Genomic DNA, 23,374 nt, shown 5'->3' with positions numbered 1-23,374 from the left:
ACATCACCTTTTTATAAAATTTTTTTACCGTAACCCAATTTTTCCTTTATAGACTTTGTGAAATCATAATCTACTGGCCTTAAAATTGAAATTTTTTTCTTTGATTTCATAACCGTAATTTTGCTAAATTTACCAAAATTTACTCCATCAATTATTAAATTTACTCTTTTATCAACTTCAATATTAACTTTTTCATTATCAGGTATAACAATACTTCTTGAAGCTAAAAACTGCGGTGCAACCGGTGTAATAACAAAAGCTTTTGTGTTTGGCAATAAAATAGGGCCGCCTAAAGATAATGAATATCCTGTTGAACCAGTTGGAGTACTCAGCATTATTCCATCTGCATGAAAGAACAATTCACCATCTTGAAAAGAAATTTTTATATCCACCATTTTTTGGTCCGGATCCTTAACTAAAAGAACCTCATTTAAACAAAAAGTGTTTAGATCACTAACTTTTAAAAAAGTCCTCTCATCTGATACAAAATTATTATTTTTTAAATCTTTTAAAAATTTGTCAAACTCTTCAACAGTATAGCTTGATAAAAATCCTAATCTTCCACCTTTAAAACCAACTAACGGATTATTAACTAAATGGGATGCCTTTAAAAAAGTTCCATCTCCACCTAATACAATTGTTAAATCAACTTTATTGTTTTTTATTCTTTCACTTGATTCACAATAATCTACTATGTAACCTTCATTTAAAAGCAATTCTTTTAAACTTTCTGCTTTGCCAAAAAGCTCCGGCTTATAAAATATACCTAAATGCTTCATTTTATATAATACCCCAATTCAATTATACTTTGAATTAAAAATCTATCAAAAAAAACCAAAACAACTATTGCTACCATTGGTGATATATCTACAGGTCCAATTCTTGGAATAAGTTTTCTAATTGGTTTTTCAATAATGTCTGCAATCGATTGAAAATAATAATAAATACTTTGCACATTAGAATAATAACTAAACCAACTCAAAACAGCAGAAATTACAATAAAGAACATTTCGATATTTATTAAAACCCTTAATGAATATCCTAGACCAATTAAAAAATTACCTAATATAAACATTTTACAAGCTCCCTCCCTCTTTATTTTCTTGAACCAAAAATTTTACTACCAATTCTTAAAATAGTCGCTCCTTCTTCCAAAGCAATTAAATAATCATTCGACATTCCCATTGACAGTTCTACTACATCAGGAAATTCTTTTGAAACATTATCCCTTAATACTCTTGCTTTTTTAAAAACATTCCTAATTATCTCCTCATTATCTGTAAAAGGTGCCATCGTCATTAAACCAATAACTTTTACGTTTTCGTATAATTTAGATTTTTCAATTAAATCAATAAGCTGCTCAGGCTTTACTCCAGATTTTGTCTCTTCACCTGAAACATTGACTTGTATTAATATTTCTTGAATTTTCCCCAATTTTTTAGAAATTTTATCTATCACTTCAATTTCCTCAATTCTTGATACAGAATGTATCAAACTTGCTACAGGTACAATATATTTTAACTTATTAATCTGAATCCTTCCTATAAAATGCCACTCAATGTTATAATCTTTTAATACCTTTGATTTATCACGTAGCTCTTGCGCATAATTTTCACCAAAAATATTTATTCCTGAATCATATGCCTCTTTTAAAACTTCAACCGGAAACGTTTTACTAACAGCTACTAATTTAATTTTACTATAGTCTCTATCTATTTGTTTACATTTATTCTTAATTGAATCTACAACTTCCATATACCTTTTATAAATTTCACTCATCAAACAATCCACCCCCATTTTTATAACCAAGGTGTTTATATGCTTTACTAGTTACTACTCTTCCTCTATGAGTTCTTGCTAAAAATCCACTTTGTAAAAGATATGGTTCATAAACTTCGGAAATACTATCCTCTGAAAGTCCCACTGAAGCAGCCAATGATTTTAAGCCTACAGGGCCACCTTGATAAACTTCAATGATTGTCGTTAATATTTTTCTGTCTACCTCATCTAACCCCTCATTATCAATCCCTAATAACTCCATTATTTCTTCTACCATCATTACATCAATTTTCTTCTTTTCTGTTACAGTGCTCATATCACGAACTCTTCTTAATAATCTTAACGCAATTCTTGGAGTCCCGCGAGAACGTTTTGCAAGAAGTTGTGCAGCATCTTCATCAATTTCAACATTTAAAACAGTTGATGCCCTCTTTATTATTAAACTTAATTCTTCTACCGTATAAAAATCTAACTCCATAATCAATCCAAATCTATTTCTTAAAGGTGAACTTAATAATCCACTTCTCGTAGTAGCTCCAACAAGTGTAAAAGGTTGCAAATCAATTCTAATTGATCTTGCTGAAGGCCCTTTTCCAATTAAAATATCAATTTGAAAATCTTCCATTGCAGTATACAAAATTTCTTCCACTGATTTATTCATTCTATGTATTTCATCAATAAACAAAATATCTCCATATTCCAAATTACTCAATATTGCAGCAACATCACCTTGCTTTTCTAAAATGGGACCACTTGTAATGTGAATATTTGTTCCCATTTCATTTGAGATTATATGTGCAAGTGTTGTTTTTCCAAGACCAGGTGGTCCTACTAATAAAACATGATCAAGTGCTTCTTTCCTTATTTTAGAAGCATTTATAGCTAATTTAAGCCTTTTCTTTATATTTTCTTGCCCTATATATTCTTCTAATTTTTGTGGCCTTATTGTTAAAACATCGTTTGGTAATTTCTCAGGGTCAAATATTCTCTCCGAGATAATCACACCTCCCTAAATGAAATGATACCATAAAAATATTGATATACAAACATTAAAAAGTGCTATAATATTACTTGACAATTCTAAAAATTTATGTTTTATCTAATATGTATAAAATAAAAATTCGAGGAGGGAAAGAATGGAAAGAGCAGAATTATTTAGACAAGTAAGTAAAATATTAGCCGAAAAATTGAACATTCCAATTGAAGATATTGATGAAAGTTCCAATATTATTGATGATTTGGGAGCAGATTCATTGGATGTAGTAGATTTAGTAATGATTCTCGAAGACGAATATGGAATTAGAATTGAAGACGATGAACTAGAAAATATATCTACAGTTGAAGATGTAATCAACATAATTGAATCCAAATTAAAGGTTCAAGGAGATTAAAAACAAAAATGAAAGCTATCAGTAAATGCCTTATTTGTCATGTTAACCAGGCTCAGAGAATACTTGACAAATTTGTTATTTCAGAACATGAGAAATGGAATATACTTAAAAAAGTGCTTAATGATTTATCCCAACTAAATTATAATCTAAAACCTATCGATATTGCCGAGGTAATGTATGAAAAGCTTGAAAACTATCTAAACAAAAGTGACCTCTATTCTGAAGAAAAGAAAAAGTCAAACGATGCAGCCTTATCGTTATATAAAGATTTTAAAAGCAGAATCCTTGATTCGAGCGATCCACTATATGAGGCAGCAAAACTATCGGTTGCTGGCAATCTAATTGATTTTGGAGCTAAAAAAGGTTCAACCGAAGAATTATTTAAGCAGGTTATAGACATATGGAATCAACCATTTTCTATCGATGACTTTGAAGAATTTAAAAAATCACTTTTTTCATCAAAAAATCTATTATTTATTGCCGATAATGCTGGAGATTTAGTTTTCGACATGCTCTTTATTGAAATTATTAAAGAAACTCTTCATGACATTGAAATCTTTGTGGCTCTAAAAGGAAAACCTATTATAAATGATGCAACAGTTGACGATGGTAAATATATAGGTATCGAAAAATTTGCAACAATAATTGATACAAAACTTAAAACTGCAGGGGCTTCTTTGCCAAAATCTTCTGAAGAATTTAGAAGATTATTCTACGACTCAGATATTATAATAGCAAAAGGCCAAGGAAACTTCGAAGGCCTTTCTGAAGAATCAAGGAATAATCTATTTTTTGCATTAGTTTCTAAATGCGAAGTTATCTCTGACTTTATAGGTGTTGAAAAAAATTCAAAATTATTTATGAATTCAAAAAGAATTCGCCAAGAGTAATTATTATAGAATCTCTAACGAATTCTTTGGAGCCTTTTGGTATTAAAAAGGCTCCAAAATTTTTTTCGATTTTTTTAGGTACAGCTACTGCAAATCCATCTACATAACCTTCAAATAATTCTTCCATATTAAAGTATTCACATGAAATCTTTTCCATCAATAAATTTTCATATTTAGTTTTTTTTGCTACCTGTAATGCTTTTTCAATATGTAATTCTCTTTGCCTTCCCCAGTCGTAAATTCTATATGTTAAATCCGAAGATTGTTGAACTTCAATTATAGTCGAATTCGGACCTAATGCATGAATAACTCCTGCAGGAATATAAACAAATGTTCCTTTTTTAACCTTGACTTTTCGAATTACCTTTTCCCAATTTCCACTTTTTAAAGCTTGAGGAATTAAGGATGGATTTTCACAAATTGCAATTTCACCATCCTTCAAAAAATACCATGCCTCACTTTTTCCCCAAGGTTCCCCCTCAACTCTTTGAGCATATTCATCATCAGGATGGACTTGTAAAGAAAGCCAAGCATTTGTTGATATTAACTTTATTAGTAATGGGAATCTTTTAAATTCTTTTCCACATAACTCGTTTGATGCTTCATTAACAGTTTTTCCATTAATATTCGTGGTATAAAGTGGGTGACCAGAAAGTAGCCAAACTTCACCTATTGGATTACCTTTTATTCCAAACGTTTTATTTAAATTGAAGTCTCCCCATACCTGCTCTCTGAACTTTGGCTCAATTTTTATCATTCTTTATACCCTCCAACAATAATGTTATCATTCTCAATTCTCAATACCGCCTTATTTAATGGTTTATTTATATAATACTTAAGCCCTTGCAACATAATTTCAACTCCAGGATAAATAATTTTTCGAGCTACAACTTTAGCATCAACTTTAATCTTATTTATCATTTCCTCAATTTCATCCAATCTTTTTTTATTTTTTTCAAGTTGTTCTTTTATATTAAGAAGAGTTGTCGTTGCTTTAACAAACAATTGTTTCTTATCATTAGGTATATCAACTTTCTTCTCTTTTAATAGTTTATATTGTTTAACTATCTTCATTAATTTCTCAGCATTCTGCTTATCAAGCATTATTTGCGTATGAAGAAGTTTTCTCTCTTCAAGTAAATGTGGTGGAATACCAACTTCAAGACGTGTAGGAATTCCTATCTCCGAACCAATTTCTTCAGCCTCAATTTTTACTCCTGCTATATATTCTCCCCCGACAATAACCCCTCTTCCATTCTCTGAAATAATACTTTCAGAAACTTTTACGTTACAATTATTCAAAAGATCTTTGAAAATCAAATTTTTTGCTTCCAAATTTGCATTTTCGGCAAATCTTACATTCAAATCTTCAGAACATTTTACTATTCCTTTATCTCTTCCTTTAATTCCACTAACAATTATATTACCCTCTAACGATATTACAGTTGCTGCTTCAATTATTCCTTCAACCTTTATATCTTTCTTTGCCCTTACTACAAACCCTGGCTTCACATCACCTGTAATGACCACTTCACCTGGAAAATCAATATTGCCTATCGAATAATCTACATCCCCTTTTATCTCTAAAACTTCACCTACATCAATAAAGTTTTCATTTAGATCAACTATCAATATTCCATCAACTTTCGAGTATATACTGTTATCCTTTAACTCAACGTTGTTTCCCAACTTTATATCTACTTTATTTCCAACTTTTCCAGCTATTTTTTCACCAAATACGTTTATTCCATCTTCTCCTTCTGTTGGCTCATAAACTGTAGCAATTTTTTGCCCCTTTCTTACTATTATCCTTTTGTGAGTAGGGAATTCTCTAAAATCGATATTCTTTTTATCACTTTCCTTTTCTTTTTCAAAATTTACAAACTCAATGCGACCATCTTCACCATTTTTTGGTTCTTTACCCACAGCAACTTGCAATGGTACAAAAAATTCAGGATTTTGGCAAATTCTATTTATTACATCATAATCTATACCAAATTTAACCCCTGCTTCATTCAAAGCATCGACTATTTCTTTCGGGGTAACTTTATCATCATCACCTGCTTTTTCGAGTATTATACTTGCACTCATTTTATTTTCCGGGACTTTAACTTTTATTATCATACTATCCCCCTTAATTTCTTTACTTTTATTATTTAGTAATTGTCAATATGAATGAAATTACTGATATTGCCGCTGAAACAATTGAAACAATTAAAATGGTTCTCATATTATTGTTAGTTTCCACTAATTTATCACTCATAATGTCAAGTGCTTTTTTTGAATCTTCTTTATACTTATTTAACTCTTCAACATCATTAGAAATTTTTTCTAAATTATCTAACATAATCTTCTTGTTTTCAATATCTGAAATTTTTGCATTTAATTCTTCTATCTTTTGATTCAAAAGTTCAATTTTTCCAACACTATTTTCCAAGTATTGTACTCTACTATCAATTTGCTGGTATCTATTCTCCAAAATTGAAAATTTATTTACAACATTTCTGACCGTTAATATATCAATCCCTTCTAGCCTTTTTCTTAAAGAATCTAAATCCATCGAGAATGCATTTAGATCTGTCAAAATTGAATACATTTGATTAACCTTATCTTCCAATTCACTCAAGTTTTCTAATTTATCAATGTCAGAAGCTTTTATATTTGATAGTTTAGTATAAAGTTCTTCTATTGAAGAAACTTTATTAGAAAGCTGAGCTACTGTAACATTGAGGTTTGTAACATTTGTTGGAATATTAGAAAGTTGTTTTTCAATATCAGAAAACTTCGCAATATTCTTTGCCTGTTCTTCCAAAAAGTTTGTTTTCAAGTCTTCAAGTTGATTACTCACAATATTTATTTTCTTTTCAATTTCTGAAATTTTCTCAATATCATTTATCTTTTCCTCAAATTTCTTTGTCTGAGAATTGTAAACCTGAGAAATCAAAGTAATTTGTGCTTTAAGAGAATCAAAATCTTCTCTTTTTACATAATTTTTTTCAATATTTGCAAAAAGTGTTTCCGATGACTGAGTTAAAAATGCATCAAAAGCTTCAATCTTTTGCGTTAATTCTTCTTGCTTTGTTTCAAGATTTACCAACCTTTTATCAATCCCACTAACTAAACCTTTTGCAATTTTTATTTCGTCACTAATGTTAGCAAGAGATTTTTCAATGTCTGAAATCTTTGAAAGGTTATATTTTTGAATTACAGTATATATAACTTTTGCAATATCTAATCTAGTTATTAAAAGAGATGGTTTAAAATTACCATTTACATCTAAATCCATTATTTGGTTTTCAACCAAAAATTTTACTGCTGAATATTCAGGAACAATCGGAGAAAGATCTGTTATAACTGTCTCAACTGCAAATATAATCATCATTAAAAACATTATTAGAAAAATACTTAGCACTTTTCTCATCTAATCCCCTCCATATATTTCATTTAAAATCCCTTGTTTTATTTCAACATTTTTTTCATATATTGTAATTCCATTTTTTAAAAATTCCATCCTATATCCACCTTCAGGAAGTGACAACAAATATATTGGAGTTCGTCCTATAAATTTCCCATTAATTTTTACATCAAAAACCTGCTTTGAGTAAATATTTACAGCACAACTTTTAGGATCATCCAATATTTTATTTTCTTTCACAATAACCGATTCTTCTTTCCCATTAGAGACTACTTTCACAGTATCATCGTAATTTACATTCAATATCACCGGAGAATTATATCTTACACCTTTATACTCAATATATCCATCTTTAGTAAATATTACGCTAAAACTTTTTGGAATTTCTTCAATTGAACCATCAGTAAAACCAAACCATTCCTTATTGTCACCAACTACTTTTGTAAAATACAATCTTTTAGGAACTAGGTTATCTTTTGAAATATAACCATCAAAAAAAACAGTTAAAGAATTATTAACTGAGGAAATTAAATTTTTACTTAAATTATACATAAAAGTATTACTAGAAGTTGTAACATTAATTTTTTCCTTTAATGTCTTAAATCCATCACTTTCTATTTTTATATCGTATATCCCAGGAATAACCTTAAAAATTGCAGGAGAAGTCTTTGAAATATTATTCAAAATCACATTCGCATTCTCAGGATAACCATAAACATACAAATTCACATAAACAGTTTCATCGACATTATACTCATATTCTTCAACTGCCGGAACTTCTATTTCTTGAACAGTTTTAATATAATCTTTTCCATATAATTTTAGTACATGCTTTCCAGGTAGCACTTCAACTGTAGTAGGTAATTTTATATATTTTCCATCAATAGTTGCTTCAATTACATCATTAGATATCAATTTTAATTTTACATTTTTAGTTAAAGTTACATGAATTTTTTTTTATCTGGGATGGCAAAAGCGTTATTTTAAATTTTTTTGAAATATAGCCTTCTTTTTCAAATGTCAAAAGAAGCTCCCCAGAACTTACTTCAAACACATCTGGAGAAGTTCCTAAAAAATTACCATTCACAATAACATCTACATTTTCAGGGTCAGACGTAACTTCGATATATGAAGGAAGGGAAAGTTTTACTTTCAATATCGTATCAGTTGAGACTAATGTTTCATAAGGTGCATAACCAGGTTTAACTATTTTCAAGGTACCTGGATAATCAAGATTTTCAAGTTCTAAAACACCATCTAATGGTACAACATCTATCAAGGCTCCATTCCAATACACCATTGCACTAGGCTCAGTTATAATAGTTAAATTTGCAAATAAAAACATTGAAACAAAAAACATCACAAAAACTGCAAATTTTTTCATACTTATCACCTATATTTCTTTAGTGATTCATTAAATAAACTTAAGAGTTCTTTTAATTTTTCTTTAGATGATTCATCAAAATCTTTTAAAGCTTCTTCAACAAACTCTATCCTCTTTAATATTACTTTATCAATTACTTCTTCTCCTTTTTTTGTTAACTTTACAGTAATTACTCTTTTATCTTTTTCCCTTCTTTTTCTCTCAACAAATCCATCAATTTCAAGCCTACTAACAAGACCCGTTGTTGTACTTTTTGCAATTCCAAGAATTTTACTCAAATCGGTCATTGTCTGTTCACCATTAAAATACAATTTTTGCATTAAATCAAACTGAGCAGGCGTAATTGGGAATTCTTTTAAAACTTCCCTTCCTTTTACCTTTACTCTAAAGCATATTTCTCTTAAAAGGCTTTCAATGCTTGTTGACACAATATCACCTCTTTGAGATTAACTCTTTATATGCTAAATATGTTTCATATAAATCAACCTTTGAAACCAATTCGTATGGAGAATGCATACTCAAAAGACCAGGTCCCATATCAATAACATTAAATCCTTCTTCAGCTAAAAATTTTGCAACTGTTCCGCCACCACCAATTCCTATCTTTCCAAGAGTTCCAACTTGCCATTTTATATCTGCAGAATTTAAAACTTTCCTTACATGAGCTACAACTTCAGCATGTGCTTCGCTAGCACCTGCTTTTCCTCTAGAACCAGTATATTTTACAAGTACAATTCCTTCTCCGACTTTTGCAGCATTATATTTATCATGAACATCTTTATAAGTTGGATTTATTAAAGCTCCAACATCAGCTGATACTACAAAAGAATTTTCTATTAATTCATCTAGGGATGATTCTGTATCATTAGAACCATTTATTTTTAAAATTTTTCTAAAAAATTTCTTATAAAATCTAGCTTTTGCACCTGCATTTCCTTCACTTCCAATTTCTTCCCTATCAAATAATATGACAGCAGCTGATTTTTCCAAATTTTCTGCATCTATCAATGCTCTAATTGCTTGATAAGCGCAAATTCTATCATCATGGCCATAAGCTGCTATCAAGCTTTTATCAAATCCAACTTCTCTTGATTTAAATGCAGGAACTAACTCAATATCAGCACTCACAAAGTCTTCTTCCTCAATATTATACAAATCTTTCAAAATTTTTAAAACATTCTTTTTTACCGCCTCTTTTTCTTCACCATCTAATGGGATAGAACCAACTATAAGGTTCATCTTCTCACCTTGAAATTTTTCGCCAATTTTTTCATCTTTTCTATCAAGATGTGGCAACAAATCAGCTATTACAAAAACTGGATCATTTTCATCAAAACCAATTTTTATATTCAATTTTGTTCCATCATCTTTGTATACAACTCCAACAAGTGCTAGCGGTATATTCAACCATTGATAAAGTTTTACTCCTCCATAATAATGAGTTTTCATAAGCGCAAAACCCTCATCTTCGTACAAAGGATTAGGTTTTAAGTCAATCCTTGGTGCATCAATGTGAGCAGCAACTATATTAAATCCATCCTCTGGCTTGTTTATAATTCTTGCAGCAACCAAAGACTTATTTGCATTCGTATAAAAAACCTTTTCTTCTTTTCCTGTATATTTATCTAATGGTATAAAACCATTTTCAATAAGAAGATTTTCAAAAAAATCAACAGCTAGCCTTTCACTGACTGCTTCATCAATAAATTTTCTATAATCTTTACTAAATTTTTCAACTTCTTCTAAATTACGTTTCTTCCATAAGCTCATCCAAATCCCTCCTCACCAAATTTCTATTTCTGTTTCTAAATTGATTTTATAATTTTCATAAATTTTTTCTTTTATGTATTTGATTAAATTTACGACATCATCATATGTAGCATTATTGTAATTAATAATAAATCCTGCATGTTTTTCCGAAACTTTTGCACCACCAATCTTAAAACCTTTCAAACCAGCTTTTTCAATTGCACTACCAACATAAAAATCTTTTCTAGGCCTTTTAAAAACACTTCCTGCACTCGGGAATTCTAATGGTTGCTTTTCAACCCTTTTTAAAATTATCTCACGCATTTTTTCCAATATTAAATCAGGTTCATCATTAAACTTTTTAAAAGCTACTCTTAAAATAATTAAATCTTTTTCTTCTCTAAATAAACTATTCCTATAAGAAAATTTTAATTCATTAACATTAAAACGAACTATTTTATTTCCATCATAAGCTTCTACGTATAATACCAAATCGGCAATCTCACTTCCATAAGCACCTGCATTCATATAAACAGCTCCACCAACGCTGCCAGGAATACCATATAAATTCTCAAAACCGGCAATCCCATTTTTTGCAGTTATATTACACAAACTCTTAAGATTCAATCCACTTTCACAAATAATTTTATCTTCTAAAATTTCAATTTTATTTAATCTATTTGTTGATAATATAAAAAAATCCATTTTTGAATCTTTAGGCAAAACATTAGTTCCATTTCCTAAAACTTTAACTTCTCTAATTTCCTTTAAAAATGAAAAAGTTTTAATAAATATTTCAATGGAAGGTGAAACCACAAAAGCACTTACAGGGCCTCCAATTCGAAAACTCACATGGCATTTCATTGGTTCATCAATATAAACATCATTACCAAATTTTAAAATTTCTTCAATAATCTTATCTCTCATTAAACATTACCACCTTATTCCTTCCAGTTTCTTTAGCTTTATACAATGCATCATCAGCATGATGTATTAACTCGTCAGGGCTGTTAACCTTAGTCTCTGGATAACTTGCTATACCAAAACTCATTGTTACTTTAAAAGGAAATTCATCTAACTTTTCTATTTTTTTTCTTATTCTTTCAGCAATCTCATACGCTTGTTTTGAAGAAGAATAAGGTAAAAATATTATGAATTCTTCCCCTCCATATCTTCCAATAACATCTGTCATCCTTACATTTCTTCTCAAAATTTGAGCAATTTTTTTCAAAACTTCATCACCTATCAAATGACCATACGTATCATTTATCTTTTTAAAATGATCTAAGTCACACATAACTACTGAAAGTTTTTCATTAAACTTAATTGCTCTTCTAAACATCTGTGATAATTTTTCAATAAAATAATACCTTGTATATAATTTTGTAAGAGGATCAAGGAAACTTCTCAACTTTAAAATTGAAGTTTTTAATGAAGTTACAAAACCATATTCAATAATTTCAAGAAAATCTAGAATGTTATATAAATTTTCTTGTGTAACAGATAACAATGGATTTGAAACATAAATCTCATAATGTAAGTATTTATCAACTCTATCAGAAATCTTTATCTTTAAAGGATCTGAGAAAATCCCATCTTCTTGTAAGATATCATCTGTATTTGAAAATTTGTATTTCTTTTCAATTTGTCTATCCTCAACAAAAATATAAACATCAGTAACTGGTAAGTTCTGAACTATTTTCCCTGCAAAATAATTTAATAGATTTTGTGGATCTTCTATTTCTTCAATTGCTTTTAATTCTTCTAAAAGATTAATTGAAAGATTTGCTTTTTCAAAGTAACCCTTCAAACTCTTAGAAATATTTTCGGAATCTATAAATTTAGAAATATTTAAAGATTTTTCAAAAAATGGTTTCAAAAAATCATTTTTCTTTTCAATAATTTTTAAATAATTTTTAAACCCCATTTCTTTGTATAAAGAGTAAACTTTTGACATATATATTTGATGCTTATAACTTTTACCAATTACCTTATAATATTTTGCATATCCTTCATACAACAACGCAAGAGAAAGTTTCAAACCTTGACTTGAATATTCTCTTTCCAAAAAATTTAGCTGCTCGAAAAAACCATCCGGATCAACTTCGGCAATTTTGTCACCTAATAATGCATAAATTTCCTCACGCCACAGGAAAATCTCAGAATCCCTATACTCTTTCCAAACCATTTCAAATTCATCTAAACTTTTCGCAAAAGCAAGCTTTAAAAAGTAATCAAATCCATATTGTCTAAAAACACTTTTATCTTTTACATTTTCATAAATCTTTTTTGCTTCTGTAAATCTTTCAGAAAACAAATAAAGCATTATTAATGTTCTAAGGTACCTTCCCCTTATACTGACAGTATCAAGTATCCTTTTAAAATTTTGAAGATCATTATATCCTTCTTCAAATTCCCTATTATAAATGTGATACAAAACTTCGAGGCTGTGAGTTGAAGCAAGTTCTGGTTTCAAATTTCTAAGTTTAGCTATTTTTCTAACTTTATTTAATTCTATAAAAAATTTATCAATTTGTCCCATATACAACATTATTCTTATTTTATCCAATGTCGACAAAATAGCAATATTTGAAAGTCCTGCTTTTTCCGCATATTGAATCGATTTATCCAATAAATTATCCGCAATTATCATATTTGATGTATTAAACGATAGATCTTTATAAACAATCGAAAGAAGATGATATATTTTATTTTTCTTAGCAATATTTTTAGCCTTTTCAAAGTAAAAATCTGACAGTAATCTATTTCTTTGCGAATAAAAATTTCCAAGCAGAAGTAAAGCTCCAATTTTTAAGCTACAAACAAAGGAAGTAGTACATGGAATATCAGAAATTTTCTGTAATACTTCTAAATCTATTTTCTCATATTCTTCAAGCACATACAGAGTTTGATAGTATAACAACTTCCTCCAATAACTTCCTACAAGACCATAACCATTCAACCTTTCTTTATCTTCTTCAAAGTATTTTTTTAAAGCATCATATTGAAAATTTATCTGCATTTTCAAAATTTTTAAATATTCAAAAATATTTTCATCAGGTATTTCAAAATCTACCTCTTTAAATACCCTTCTATAAACTTCAAGTTTAAATCTAAGTAAAGTGTATAAAATCTTATCCTTTGGGATCAATTTTTCTGTTTCACTTATAAGATAAAGTAACAGATTAGGCGAATAATATTCTTCTAATCCTCTTCGAATAGATTTTATATAATAAATAATAGCTTTACTTTCTTGATTTAACATTTTATAATGCCAAGCAATTTTCTGATAAACACCAAAAAACGTCATCTTTGAATATTTTTCAATTAACTTTTTGTGCATATGTTCCTTATCATCTATTTTCTCATAGAACTTTTCCCAATATTGCCTTAAAGTAAATCTCCAGACATTATACTCTCTGTATAAAATTCCTTTTCCTTCAAGTAATTTAACTAAATTTTGAAAAGAAATATCGCACACTTCTTCAAGCAATTCTAACTCTTCATCGGTAAATTTTTGGCCTAAAATTGCAATATTTTTAGCTTTTAAAAATAAATCTTCATCTAAATTTTGACTAATATCATATACTTGGTCAATATTAGTATAAGATAACCTATCAAAGTCGCATTCCCAAACTCTTTTTTCAATATTTTTTACTAATATCCTTTTTCCCACTAACAATTTGAGTACTTCAACCAATATTCCTGGATATCCAGAACTAATCTTAAACAAAAAATCAGTTAAAATATCTATACCATTTATTTTAACAAAGGATTTTTTAAGAATTTTTTTTATATCATCTTTTGAAAATTTATTTACCTCAATAATAAATTCAAATTCATCAAATTCTTCAGTAGAAAACGCTATAATCTGGTGTTTATTAACAAAATTAAGCAATATAAGTTCTTTCAAAAACGCTTTAAAATTATCAAATTTTTCCTGATAATCATCAACTAAAATAAACAGTTCTCCTATACTATCCATAACTTCTCCAACAAGAGGAACAATAACATCTATTTTTCCACCATTTTTTATCACGTTAAAAAGCTCTTCAAGAATCTCATCAGCTACTTTTCCTGCAGCAACTTGTAGCAATTGATTAACCAATTGAGTAATACTAGTCGGCCTTAAAACTATCTTTCCTTCCATTTGAAGTCTATCTTGCAACATATTTAAAAGTGTGGTTTTTCCTAATCTTTGATCTCCAACAACTCCAATAAATTTATAACTCTTTTCATTTACTAATTCCAGTATTTTATACAACTCAGGCCTTTCAATTATTGGTATAACAAATTCGTCATTTACAAAAGTCTGATAGAGAGATGGTGCAACAAAATGTATTGTTCTCTCATTTAATTCTTCCTTTACCATATTTGGAATAATTGACCTAAAAAATTCGTTTTCCAAATCTAAACCTTCTAGAGCTTTACCAAATACATACACTACTGATCTATCGCTAAATTTAAATTCTTTTTCAAACTCTGGTGCTACAAATGTTCTAAAGTTTTTTGGGGGAACAATATTTTTACTCAACCAAATAGGAGGTTGAATAATTACATCATTTTCGTTCAATAATATATCATCATATGAAAAAACAGGAAAAGAAAGATTTGGAATATGAAAAACTTGTTGAGCAATATTCAACATTTTGTAAGCAATTAGATCTTTTGAATCTACAGAAAGTTTTTCAATATTTATTTCATTTTCTCCATAATAAGGAAATACCACTGTATAAAAATCTTCTTCCACAAAAAATCTTTCAGGCTTTAAAAACTCATCTACATAAGAAATTAAATTCAAAAATATTGAAAAATCTCTAAAGTTACTAATTATTTCCTTGTTTATCTTTTTAATCCTTTTTAATTTACCATCTTCTTCAATTAAAAACTCGTCTCCATTATAAGTTTTTCTAAAAAACTTTACGATTTTCATATGTTCCCCCCTAGGATTTCAAAAATTCATGGCTTTTGATTTTTAATTTCAGATATAGTCAGTTTTACAACCTCATCCACAATATCCTCTATTTTTCCTTTAACTGAAGCTCCAGCAGCCCTAGGATGACCCCCTCCACCAATTAACAGCGCAACTTTACTTACATCAAACCATTCTTTCGATCTAAAACTGATATGGATTTCACCTTCAGTATACTCATAAAAAAATATTGCAACTTCAACACCTTTTATTGAACGTATCTCGCTTACAAACCCCCCACTATCTTCATCTGTACAATTTAACTCTTCATAATCTTCTTTACTTAAATAAGAATAAGCTAAAAGTCCATCAGACTCTATTTTGAGTTTTTCTATCATTCTTGATAGAAGCTTAAATTGTTCCAATCTTTTATTTTCTAAAACCATTCTAGCAATCACATCTGGCTTTGCGCCAAGAGAAATTAGAGCTGCCGCATCCTTAAAAACTCTTTCATCAGCATTAGAATACCTAAAAAAGCCTGTATCTGTCTCAATTCCAAGTAAATTTATTAAAGCAAGTCTTTCATCATACTCTACTTCTAATTCTCTGTTTATTCTTAATATCATTTGAGCTGTAGCACCAAACGTTGGATCGACCCAATTAATATTTCCAAACAATGTATTAGTTGCATGATGATCTATTACTAAAACATTATAATCATTCAAATATTGTGAAAAACGCCCAACTCTGTCTGGACTTGACGCATCTACTATTGCAATAATATCCGGTGCAAAATTTTTTATATCTATCTCTTCAAAAGATTTTATAAGCAAAACTTCGTCTATTTCACCAAGGTAAGATGGTATCTTCCAATCAATAGCTGGAATAACTTCTTTACCAAGCTTTTTCAAACCAAGCGTTAAAGACAATACTGAACTTATATCATCACCATCAGGCATAATATGTCCTAAAACCAAAACTTTATTAGCTTGTTTCAAATTTGCAACTATATTTAAAAAATTATTTGCTACCAAATCAGAGCACCTCCAAAGTTTTTAATATAATTTTTGAAAATGTATCTTTCACCCTATTTGCAACTTCAACAACCTCTTTATGTGATAATGGGGTATCTAAAATTCCAGCAGCCATATTAGTTACACATGAAAAAGACAATGTTTTAATACCACAATGCTTTGCGGCGATTATCTCAGGAACAGTTGACATCCCAACTAAATCCGCACCCAATCTTTTAAATGCTCTAATTTCAGCAGGAGTTTCATAGCTTGGTCCCAAAACTGCCATATAGACACCTTCTTTTAAGTTAGGAAACTCTTTCTTAACTTTTTCATACCATTCAAAATCAACTACACTGGACATATCAGGAAATCTTGGCCCAAAATATTCATCATTCGAGCCTCTTAAAGGATTTCTAAATTGAAAATTGATTATATCTTTTATTAATACAACATCTCCAGGCTCAAAATCTCTATTTATTCCACCTGCTGCATTTGTAATAAGTAATCTCTCAACACCTAATTCTCTTAATGTATAAATTACAAACTTTATTGTCTCAGGATTCCAACCCTCATATAAATGGAATCTTCCTTTTAAAACTACAACATTTTTACCTGACAAATTGCCAAACACCAATTTTCCTTCATGCCCAGGAACGGTAGAATATGGAAAATTAGGAATATCTTTATACGATATTTCTGTTGAATTTTCAATTTTCTCAGCTAAAAAACCTAATCCCGAACCCAATATTAATCCAATATCAGGTAAAATTTTTATTTGATTTTTTATAAAATCAACAGTTTCTTTTATTTTTTCATTCATTTTTTGCACCTCCTTTGTTATAATAATTATAGCATAAAATTTTTTGAGGAGGAAAAAGAATGGTTAAGTTAAGTGGTTCAATACTTGCTGCAAACTTATCAAATCTTGAAAGTGAAATTAAAAGAGTAGAAAAATTCATTGACGAAATTCACTTTGACACTATGGATGGGCATTTTGTTCCTAACTTAACATTTGGCTATCCCTTAATAGAAGCTGTTAAAAACTGCACCAACCTGCCTATAGATGTGCATCTTATGGTAACAAATCCTGAGTTTCATGTTGAGAAACTAAAAGAGTTTGATATTCAAAGAATTACTGTTCATTTAGAAACTACATATCATATACACAGATTGATATCAAGAATTAAAGAATACGGTTTTGAAGCATTTGTTGCATTAAACCCAGGCACACCTTTATACTTAATTGAAGAAATTATACCTTTTTTAGACGGCGTGCTAGTAATGAGTGTAAATCCAGGATTTTCAGGTCAAAAATTTATTGCAAAGTCAATTGAAAAAATAAAAACACTAAAAAGTTGGAAAGAAAAATATGGCTTAAACTTTTCAATCGCAGTTGACGGTGGGATTAATGAAACCAATGCTGATGTTGTTTCTTCAGCTGGTGCAGACATACTCGTAATGGGATATGGTATTTTTAAAAATAACAATCTAGAACAGTTCAGTAAACTTTTGAAGAAATGATTACTGCAATAGTTAGTCCATATTCATTTTCAGGATCAATTTTAAAAATTGAAGACGCAGTTAAATATGCAAGCATTAATGGAGCAAGATGCTTGATTCTTTGTGATACTAATTTTCATGCTACTGTTAAATTTATTGACATATGTAAAAGTTATGGTATCAAACCTATTATTTCATTTAAACATAATAATAAAGTATTTTATGCAAAAAATACATATGAATTATACGAACTATTTGAAGCATATAACAAAAATGATTTTTCAAAAATAAGCTTAAATTACATCCCTTTAGATGAAATATATTTTGCTTATTATCTTCCAGGTCAAAGGTATTTATACGAGATTTTTTCAAAATTTTTAGGTTGTAATCCTGTAGAAAAAGGAGTTTTAAAAAAGATTTACTGCGACCTACAAGTATCAGATTATAACATAAAATCAGATCAAGTACTTCCGAAGGCAAACAAAAATTTTCTTGAATTTAAAAATGTTAAGAATCCCATCTACAAAAAAAGAATAGAAAAAGAAGTGTCAATAATAAAAGAAAAAAATTTTGTTGATTACTTTTTTACAGTTTATAAAATCGTTAAAATAGCGAAAAAGAATAACATAAAGATTGGACCTGGACGTGGAAGTGCCGTTGGTTCATTAGTTTCATACTTTCTTGGAATAACAAGCGTAGACCCCATTAAATACGATCTACTGTTTGAAAGGTTTTTGAATAAAGGAAGAAATGAACCACCTGATATTGATTTAGATGTAGAAGATACAAAAAGAAAGTTATTAATTGAAAAGATTAGGGAAGAATTTAAATATGTATATTACATTACAACATTTTCAAGTATTGGAGAAAAAACTTTAAAAAAAATTGCTTATGAAAATAAAATATCTTCAGACAAAATTAAATATCTTTTAAATCTTCCAATACATAAAAGTGTTCATGCTGCTGGAATAATCATCTCCAAAGAAAAGATTAATGTTCCAATAAAAGATCAAACAATAGAATGGGATATGGAATCACTTCATAAAATTGGATATATTAAATTTGATCTACTTGGTTTGAAAACTCTTACTATTTTATCAGAACTTGAGAAAAAATTTGGAGTTCCAAGGTTGAATGATCAAAAAACGTTCCATTTAATCTCAAAAGGTTTTACAAATGGTATATTTCAACTTGACAGTAATTTAGGAAAAAAAGTTATTAGAACCATAAAACCTAGAAATATAAAAGAATTATCTATAGCTTTATCATTAAACAGACCTGGTCCTTTAAAGGCTGGAATAGATAAAAAATATGCTAATTCAAAAATTGAAAATAGTTCACAGAAATTAGATGTTCTCAAAGATACTAATGGAGTATTAATATTTCAAGAACAAATAATGAAAATTGCCACTGAATATGCAAATTTCACAGAAGAAGAAGCGGATGTTTTTAGAAAGGCGGTTTCCAAAAAAGACAAGCAAATTATGAAACCTCTTTTAAAAAAATTAAAAGATGGACTTTTGAAAAAACTTAATCCAAATATTGTAAATGAATTGATAGAGACAATAATAGAATTTTCAGAATATGCTTTTAACAAATCTCATGCAATTGCTTATGCTCATATCACATACTACCTATCATATTTTAAAACTCATTTTCCAAAACAGTTTTACAAAACAATTTTAAAATATGATTCTTCAAAATCTGAAAAAATAATCTTAGAGCTTCATGCAAGAGGATTTAAAGTTATTCCACCAAACCTTACTCAAAACGAATTGGAAAATTTAGAAAATAATATTTTCGAAATTCCTATAACCTTAATTTCTGGAATTAATGAAAAAACTGGGTTGCAAATCATCAAAAACAAACCTTACAATTCATTACAAAATTTCTTGCAAAAAAATCCAAACATCAATTATTCTATTATAGAATCGCTTATAAAAATTGGAAGCTTTGATTACCTATCAGATAGCAGAAGAGCACTTCTTGTTCAGTTAAAAGAATTAAGAACCGGAATTAATACAAAAATGTTAGAAATATCTAGTTCACTCTTTGGAAAAAAGTTTTCCAACGAATACAAAATAGAAAAAAGCTGGGAACGATGCGACATGGAATATACAACTGTAGGATTTTGCATTTCAAAACCTGTAGAAAAGGTCGAAAACAAATTATCCCCTCTTTCTTTAGCATTATCTCGAAGTCAAAAAATTGCATCCCATGTTTCAGTAATTGGTGGATATGCAACAGATGGAATTTCTACTATAAAATTAAACGTACCTGATGGTGAATATACGATTATACCAGAGAAAGATTTTTTAATCTTTCAAGGTCAAAGAAAAATTTTGTACGAAATTGAAAAACTAAATGCTAAAGAAGATATTGAAAAGGGAAATGAATTTGAATATGTTTCACTTAAAGAAAAAAGAATAAAAATAAAAAATGCAAGACCTGTTTTAGATGAATATACAATCTTCGTAGAAGGTGAAAAAAATGTTTATTAACGAAAAAATTTGTAAAAAATGTGGTGGTAAATGTTGTAAAAGCTATCCAGGAATTGCTCTCCCTAAAGATTTTGGAAATAGCAAAGAAGAAATATTACAAAAACTCACCCAAGCCCTAAAATCAGGAAAATGGGCAATTGATTGGAATGACAGAAAAAAAGAAGAATATTTTGTAAGGCCTGCTGTTAAAGGAAAAGAAAACTTTATCTTTGATCATTCAATTTCTGGAGAATGTGCTTTTTTAACAAAATCAGGTTGTAAACTTAATATTAATGAACGACCAAGTGGTTGCCTTCTTTTAGAGCCAAAATCTAATGAAAAATGTATACAACATCTTTCAAAAAGACAGGCCATAGAAGAATGGAGTAAATATAAAGACATTATAATTGAAGCCGCAATAAATGCAGAAGAAATTGAGGGGGATTTAATATGAAAAAATTTATAATTTTTTTAGTATTTTTTGTTATATCTCTTGTAATAATTTTTATAAAGGGCTCAATATACACTGGTCCTGATGTATTTTTGCCAGGATTTAAGTATGGAAAATCATTAAATGAAATTGACAATGAAAGTGTAAAAAATTTTGCAAAGCTCTCAAAAGACTTTAACGATGGCAATTCACTATTTGTCATTATTTATTCAGATAATGGATTCTTCAATAAAGAAAACACAAAAAAACTTTTAAACCTAACGAGTGAATTATTAAATGAACCTTACATATCTACCATTATATCTCCTGCAAATTTCCCAAAAATTGTTGGTTTTTATATAACTACCTACATAAAAGATAATGTTCTACAAAAAGAAATTTTAAATGACAAAAATGCAGCTAATTTAATCAGTAAAGATGGAAAATACTCAATTATAAACCTTACCTTTAAACAAAATGTAGATGCAAGAAAATACATTGCTAAAATTGAAAAACATGTAAAAAAATTTTTTGAAAATTATTATCTTTTTGGTGAACCAGTAATTGATAGCGAGCTTTTTAAAGAATTGTTAAAACAAATGTATATTTATCCAGTTATCATGCTACTACTAATTTTGTTCTTTTTCTATTTTCAAACAAAATCACCTAAAGTTGCGTTTTTTTCAGTCTTTACACCCATAGTTTCTTCTATTTTTACAGTTTCTATTTTATTTTTATTTAACAGACCATTAAACACATTGACAGTTATGATATTTTCATTTTTATTAATTATTGGTTCGGGATACGGTCTTCATTATTATAATGCTTACTTTAGAATAAAAGATTTTGAAAAAACTAAAAAACATATACAAATTCCTATTATTTTTTCAATGCTAACAACTGTTGCAGGATTTTTGTCATTTTTATTTGTAAATATAGAATCATTTAAGGAGCTAGGATTATTAGTATCTATAGGTCTTATAATAAACGTTTTATTAATATTCAGTTTTAGTAAAGAAATCTTTAAAAATACAAACTCCAAAAAAAGGCCAATAAACTTCGGTATAAAGTATTTTGGCGACAAAATTTCATTTACCTTACTAATTATTTTTATATTAATTGCAATTATATCTCCATTATTAATTAAAAATATTTCAATAAAATCAGATATGATTTCTTATTTTTCAAAAGATTCAAAAATAGGTAAAGCCTATAACATAATGGAACAATTTTTTAATTTTAGAGAACCCATATTTGTAGTTTTAGAAAAAAACTCACCATTTTTAGCAGCAGATAATAAAAAAATTAAAAACATTTTAGAAACTTTAGAAAATACTGAATATGTCTCTAATACAAATTTTCCAATTGATATTCCAATACCAATTCTTTACAATTTTTCAAAAAATAATCCTTTGTTAAAGTATTACATATCTTCAAATTCAAAAATTAGAATTATAATTAACTTAACAAAAAAAGGATATGAAAATATAGATGAAATTTTAAATATACTAAAGGAAATAACGCCTTACAAATATTACGTTGCTGGTTCTGCACTAATCTGGAATGATATAAACAAAAATATATTAAATGCACAAATTAAGTCAATCATTTTTGCAGGAATATTAATATTTGCTATGGTATTTATAATTTTTAAATCAATCAGAATCACATTAAGTGTAATAATTCCAATAGGATTTACGACACTATTTAATTTTATATTTATGACTATTTTTAAAATCAATCTTGATGTTTCAACATCAATAACATCGAGTATACTAATGGGGCTTGTCATTGACTATTCTATTCATCTTGCAAACGATGAAAAAAATACAAAATCTCCAGAAAAATCTATAATAAACGTAGGACCACCAATACTAGCAAATGGTATAGGCCTCATACTTGGTTTCTCCGTTTTATTATTCTCATCTCTAAAATTATTTAAATCAATTGCGTTATTAATAATTTTCGGAATTTTAATAGGATTAATTTTTACTCTTATTATTCAACCTTTTATACTTAAGAAACTTACTCTAATTAACAAGATTTACAGAGATTTGAAAAAATAAAATTCAAACCTTTTTGACAATTTATAAAAAAATTTATGGAGTAAAAACTTATTTTATTTGTAATATTCAATTTAACATTTATAGAATAATAAAAAAATTAAAAAAAGCATAAGTTAATAATTAAAAATAAAATATTAATAGGCTCAAACCTTTTTGAACTAGACTACTGAAAACTAAGAAAAAAACTATTATCATTAATTTCATACAGCATGTTTCAGAAAAAATGTATTAAAAGTAAGAGATGGAAACTACAAACATTGATTCATTTTAATGAAAAACATGATATAACATTGAAAAGTGAAACATAAAAGTACACACAGTTGCAAAAAAAATGACAAGTAATATCAAGTAAGTTTAATATT

21 protein-coding genes are annotated in these 23,374 nt (G+C 28.3%); 6 read left to right on the top strand and 15 right to left on the bottom strand.

From position 1 onward, the window contains the following. Window positions 1-11 precede the first annotated feature (11 nt). Genes OB7_RS06105 through ruvB form a run of 4 tightly spaced genes read right to left on the bottom strand, consistent with a single transcriptional unit; the run spans window position 12 to window position 2,779 of the window. Entirely contained in the window at window positions 12-779 is a 768-nt protein-coding gene (locus tag OB7_RS06105) for an NAD(+) kinase (protein WP_004102873.1), read from the bottom strand. Further along, window positions 776-1,075 carry a YggT family protein gene (locus OB7_RS06100; protein ID WP_004102871.1) on the bottom strand — a complete coding sequence of 100 codons (300 nt, stop codon included), beginning with the start codon at window positions 1,073-1,075 and terminating at the stop codon, window positions 776-778. The genes OB7_RS06105 and OB7_RS06100 overlap by 4 nt, the downstream gene beginning before the upstream one ends. Window positions 1,076-1,095: 20 nt before the next feature. Beyond that, window positions 1,096-1,779, bottom strand: a complete 684-nt coding sequence (locus OB7_RS06095) for a YggS family pyridoxal phosphate-dependent enzyme (RefSeq protein ID WP_004102870.1) — start codon at window positions 1,777-1,779, stop codon at window positions 1,096-1,098. Further along, on the bottom strand, window positions 1,772-2,779 hold the full coding sequence (ruvB, locus tag OB7_RS06090) for a Holliday junction branch migration DNA helicase RuvB (protein ID WP_193330478.1): 1,008 nt from the start codon (window positions 2,777-2,779) through the stop codon (window positions 1,772-1,774). The genes OB7_RS06095 and ruvB overlap by 8 nt, the downstream gene beginning before the upstream one ends. Window positions 2,780-2,915: 136 nt before the next feature. Between ruvB and acpP the strand changes: the two genes are divergently transcribed. Together acpP and OB7_RS06080 are read left to right on the top strand one after the other, a co-directional pair. Continuing rightward, on the top strand, window positions 2,916-3,170 hold the full coding sequence (acpP, locus tag OB7_RS06085) for an acyl carrier protein (protein WP_012580466.1): 255 nt from the start codon (window positions 2,916-2,918) through the stop codon (window positions 3,168-3,170). An 8-nt stretch (window positions 3,171-3,178) separates the two neighbouring features. After that, window positions 3,179-4,060 (top strand): damage-control phosphatase ARMT1 family protein, encoded by an 882-nt coding sequence (locus tag OB7_RS06080; RefSeq protein ID WP_114702772.1) that lies wholly within the window; start codon window positions 3,179-3,181, stop codon window positions 4,058-4,060. Here OB7_RS06080 and OB7_RS06075 read toward each other — a convergent pair. Genes OB7_RS06075 through OB7_RS06030 form a run of 11 tightly spaced genes read right to left on the bottom strand, consistent with a single transcriptional unit; the run spans window position 4,029 to window position 17,356 of the window. Further along, window positions 4,029-4,817, bottom strand: a complete 789-nt coding sequence (locus tag OB7_RS06075; RefSeq protein ID WP_004102859.1) for a type I phosphomannose isomerase catalytic subunit — start codon at window positions 4,815-4,817, stop codon at window positions 4,029-4,031. The genes OB7_RS06080 and OB7_RS06075 overlap by 32 nt on opposite strands. Beyond that, window positions 4,814-6,184: a flagellar assembly protein A gene (locus OB7_RS06070; RefSeq protein ID WP_012580465.1), complete on the bottom strand. Its 1,371-nt coding sequence runs from the start codon at window positions 6,182-6,184 to the stop codon at window positions 4,814-4,816. The genes OB7_RS06075 and OB7_RS06070 overlap by 4 nt, the downstream gene beginning before the upstream one ends. A gap of 28 nt (window positions 6,185-6,212) precedes the next feature. Beyond that, on the bottom strand, window positions 6,213-7,481 hold the full coding sequence (locus OB7_RS06065; RefSeq protein ID WP_012580464.1) for an S-layer homology domain-containing protein: 1,269 nt from the start codon (window positions 7,479-7,481) through the stop codon (window positions 6,213-6,215). Then, entirely contained in the window at window positions 7,482-8,390 is a 909-nt protein-coding gene (locus tag OB7_RS06060) for a PEGA domain-containing protein (protein WP_038042522.1), read from the bottom strand. Window positions 8,391-8,406: 16 nt separating this feature from the next. Further along, window positions 8,407-8,859, bottom strand: coding sequence for a PEGA domain-containing protein (locus OB7_RS10025; protein ID WP_249031034.1), 453 nt, complete (start codon window positions 8,857-8,859; stop codon window positions 8,407-8,409). Between the two features lie 5 nt (window positions 8,860-8,864). After that, window positions 8,865-9,287: a MarR family winged helix-turn-helix transcriptional regulator gene (locus tag OB7_RS06055; protein ID WP_004102855.1), complete on the bottom strand. Its 423-nt coding sequence runs from the start codon at window positions 9,285-9,287 to the stop codon at window positions 8,865-8,867. Window positions 9,288-9,291: 4 nt separating this feature from the next. Next, window positions 9,292-10,629 (bottom strand): aminopeptidase, encoded by a 1,338-nt coding sequence (locus tag OB7_RS06050; protein WP_114702771.1) that lies wholly within the window; start codon window positions 10,627-10,629, stop codon window positions 9,292-9,294. A gap of 12 nt (window positions 10,630-10,641) precedes the next feature. Continuing rightward, entirely contained in the window at window positions 10,642-11,535 is an 894-nt protein-coding gene (gene murB, locus OB7_RS06045) for a UDP-N-acetylmuramate dehydrogenase (protein ID WP_004102850.1), read from the bottom strand. Beyond that, window positions 11,525-15,541: a GGDEF domain-containing protein gene (locus tag OB7_RS06040; protein ID WP_114702770.1), complete on the bottom strand. Its 4,017-nt coding sequence runs from the start codon at window positions 15,539-15,541 to the stop codon at window positions 11,525-11,527. Before OB7_RS06040 ends, murB begins: the two co-directional genes overlap by 11 nt. A 26-nt stretch (window positions 15,542-15,567) precedes the next feature. Then, the gene (locus tag OB7_RS06035; RefSeq protein ID WP_004102845.1) at window positions 15,568-16,554 is read right to left on the bottom strand and encodes a DHH family phosphoesterase; all 987 of its coding nucleotides are present in this window, start codon (window positions 16,552-16,554) and stop codon (window positions 15,568-15,570) included. 1 nt (window position 16,555) lies between these two features. Continuing rightward, window positions 16,556-17,356 (bottom strand): purine-nucleoside phosphorylase, encoded by an 801-nt coding sequence (locus OB7_RS06030; protein WP_004102843.1) that lies wholly within the window; start codon window positions 17,354-17,356, stop codon window positions 16,556-16,558. 59 nt (window positions 17,357-17,415) lie between these two features. Between OB7_RS06030 and rpe the strand changes: the two genes are divergently transcribed. Genes rpe through OB7_RS06010 form a run of 4 tightly spaced genes read left to right on the top strand, consistent with a single transcriptional unit; the run spans window position 17,416 to window position 23,012 of the window. Further along, window positions 17,416-18,057: a ribulose-phosphate 3-epimerase gene (gene rpe / locus OB7_RS06025; protein ID WP_114702769.1), complete on the top strand. Its 642-nt coding sequence runs from the start codon at window positions 17,416-17,418 to the stop codon at window positions 18,055-18,057. Further along, window positions 18,054-20,537: a helix-hairpin-helix domain-containing protein gene (locus OB7_RS06020; protein ID WP_114702768.1), complete on the top strand. Its 2,484-nt coding sequence runs from the start codon at window positions 18,054-18,056 to the stop codon at window positions 20,535-20,537. The genes rpe and OB7_RS06020 overlap by 4 nt, the downstream gene beginning before the upstream one ends. After that, window positions 20,527-20,970 (top strand): hypothetical protein, encoded by a 444-nt coding sequence (locus OB7_RS06015; RefSeq protein ID WP_114702767.1) that lies wholly within the window; start codon window positions 20,527-20,529, stop codon window positions 20,968-20,970. Before OB7_RS06020 ends, OB7_RS06015 begins: the two co-directional genes overlap by 11 nt. After that, on the top strand, window positions 20,967-23,012 hold the full coding sequence (locus tag OB7_RS06010; protein WP_114702766.1) for an efflux RND transporter permease subunit: 2,046 nt from the start codon (window positions 20,967-20,969) through the stop codon (window positions 23,010-23,012). Before OB7_RS06015 ends, OB7_RS06010 begins: the two co-directional genes overlap by 4 nt. The last annotated feature ends 362 nt before the right edge of the window (window positions 23,013-23,374 follow it).

The sequence above is a fragment of the Thermosipho africanus Ob7 genome, from assembly GCF_003351105.1.
Classification (GTDB): domain Bacteria; phylum Thermotogota; class Thermotogae; order Thermotogales; family Fervidobacteriaceae; genus Thermosipho; species Thermosipho africanus.
This window is presented reverse-complemented; position numbering and strand designations above follow the sequence as displayed.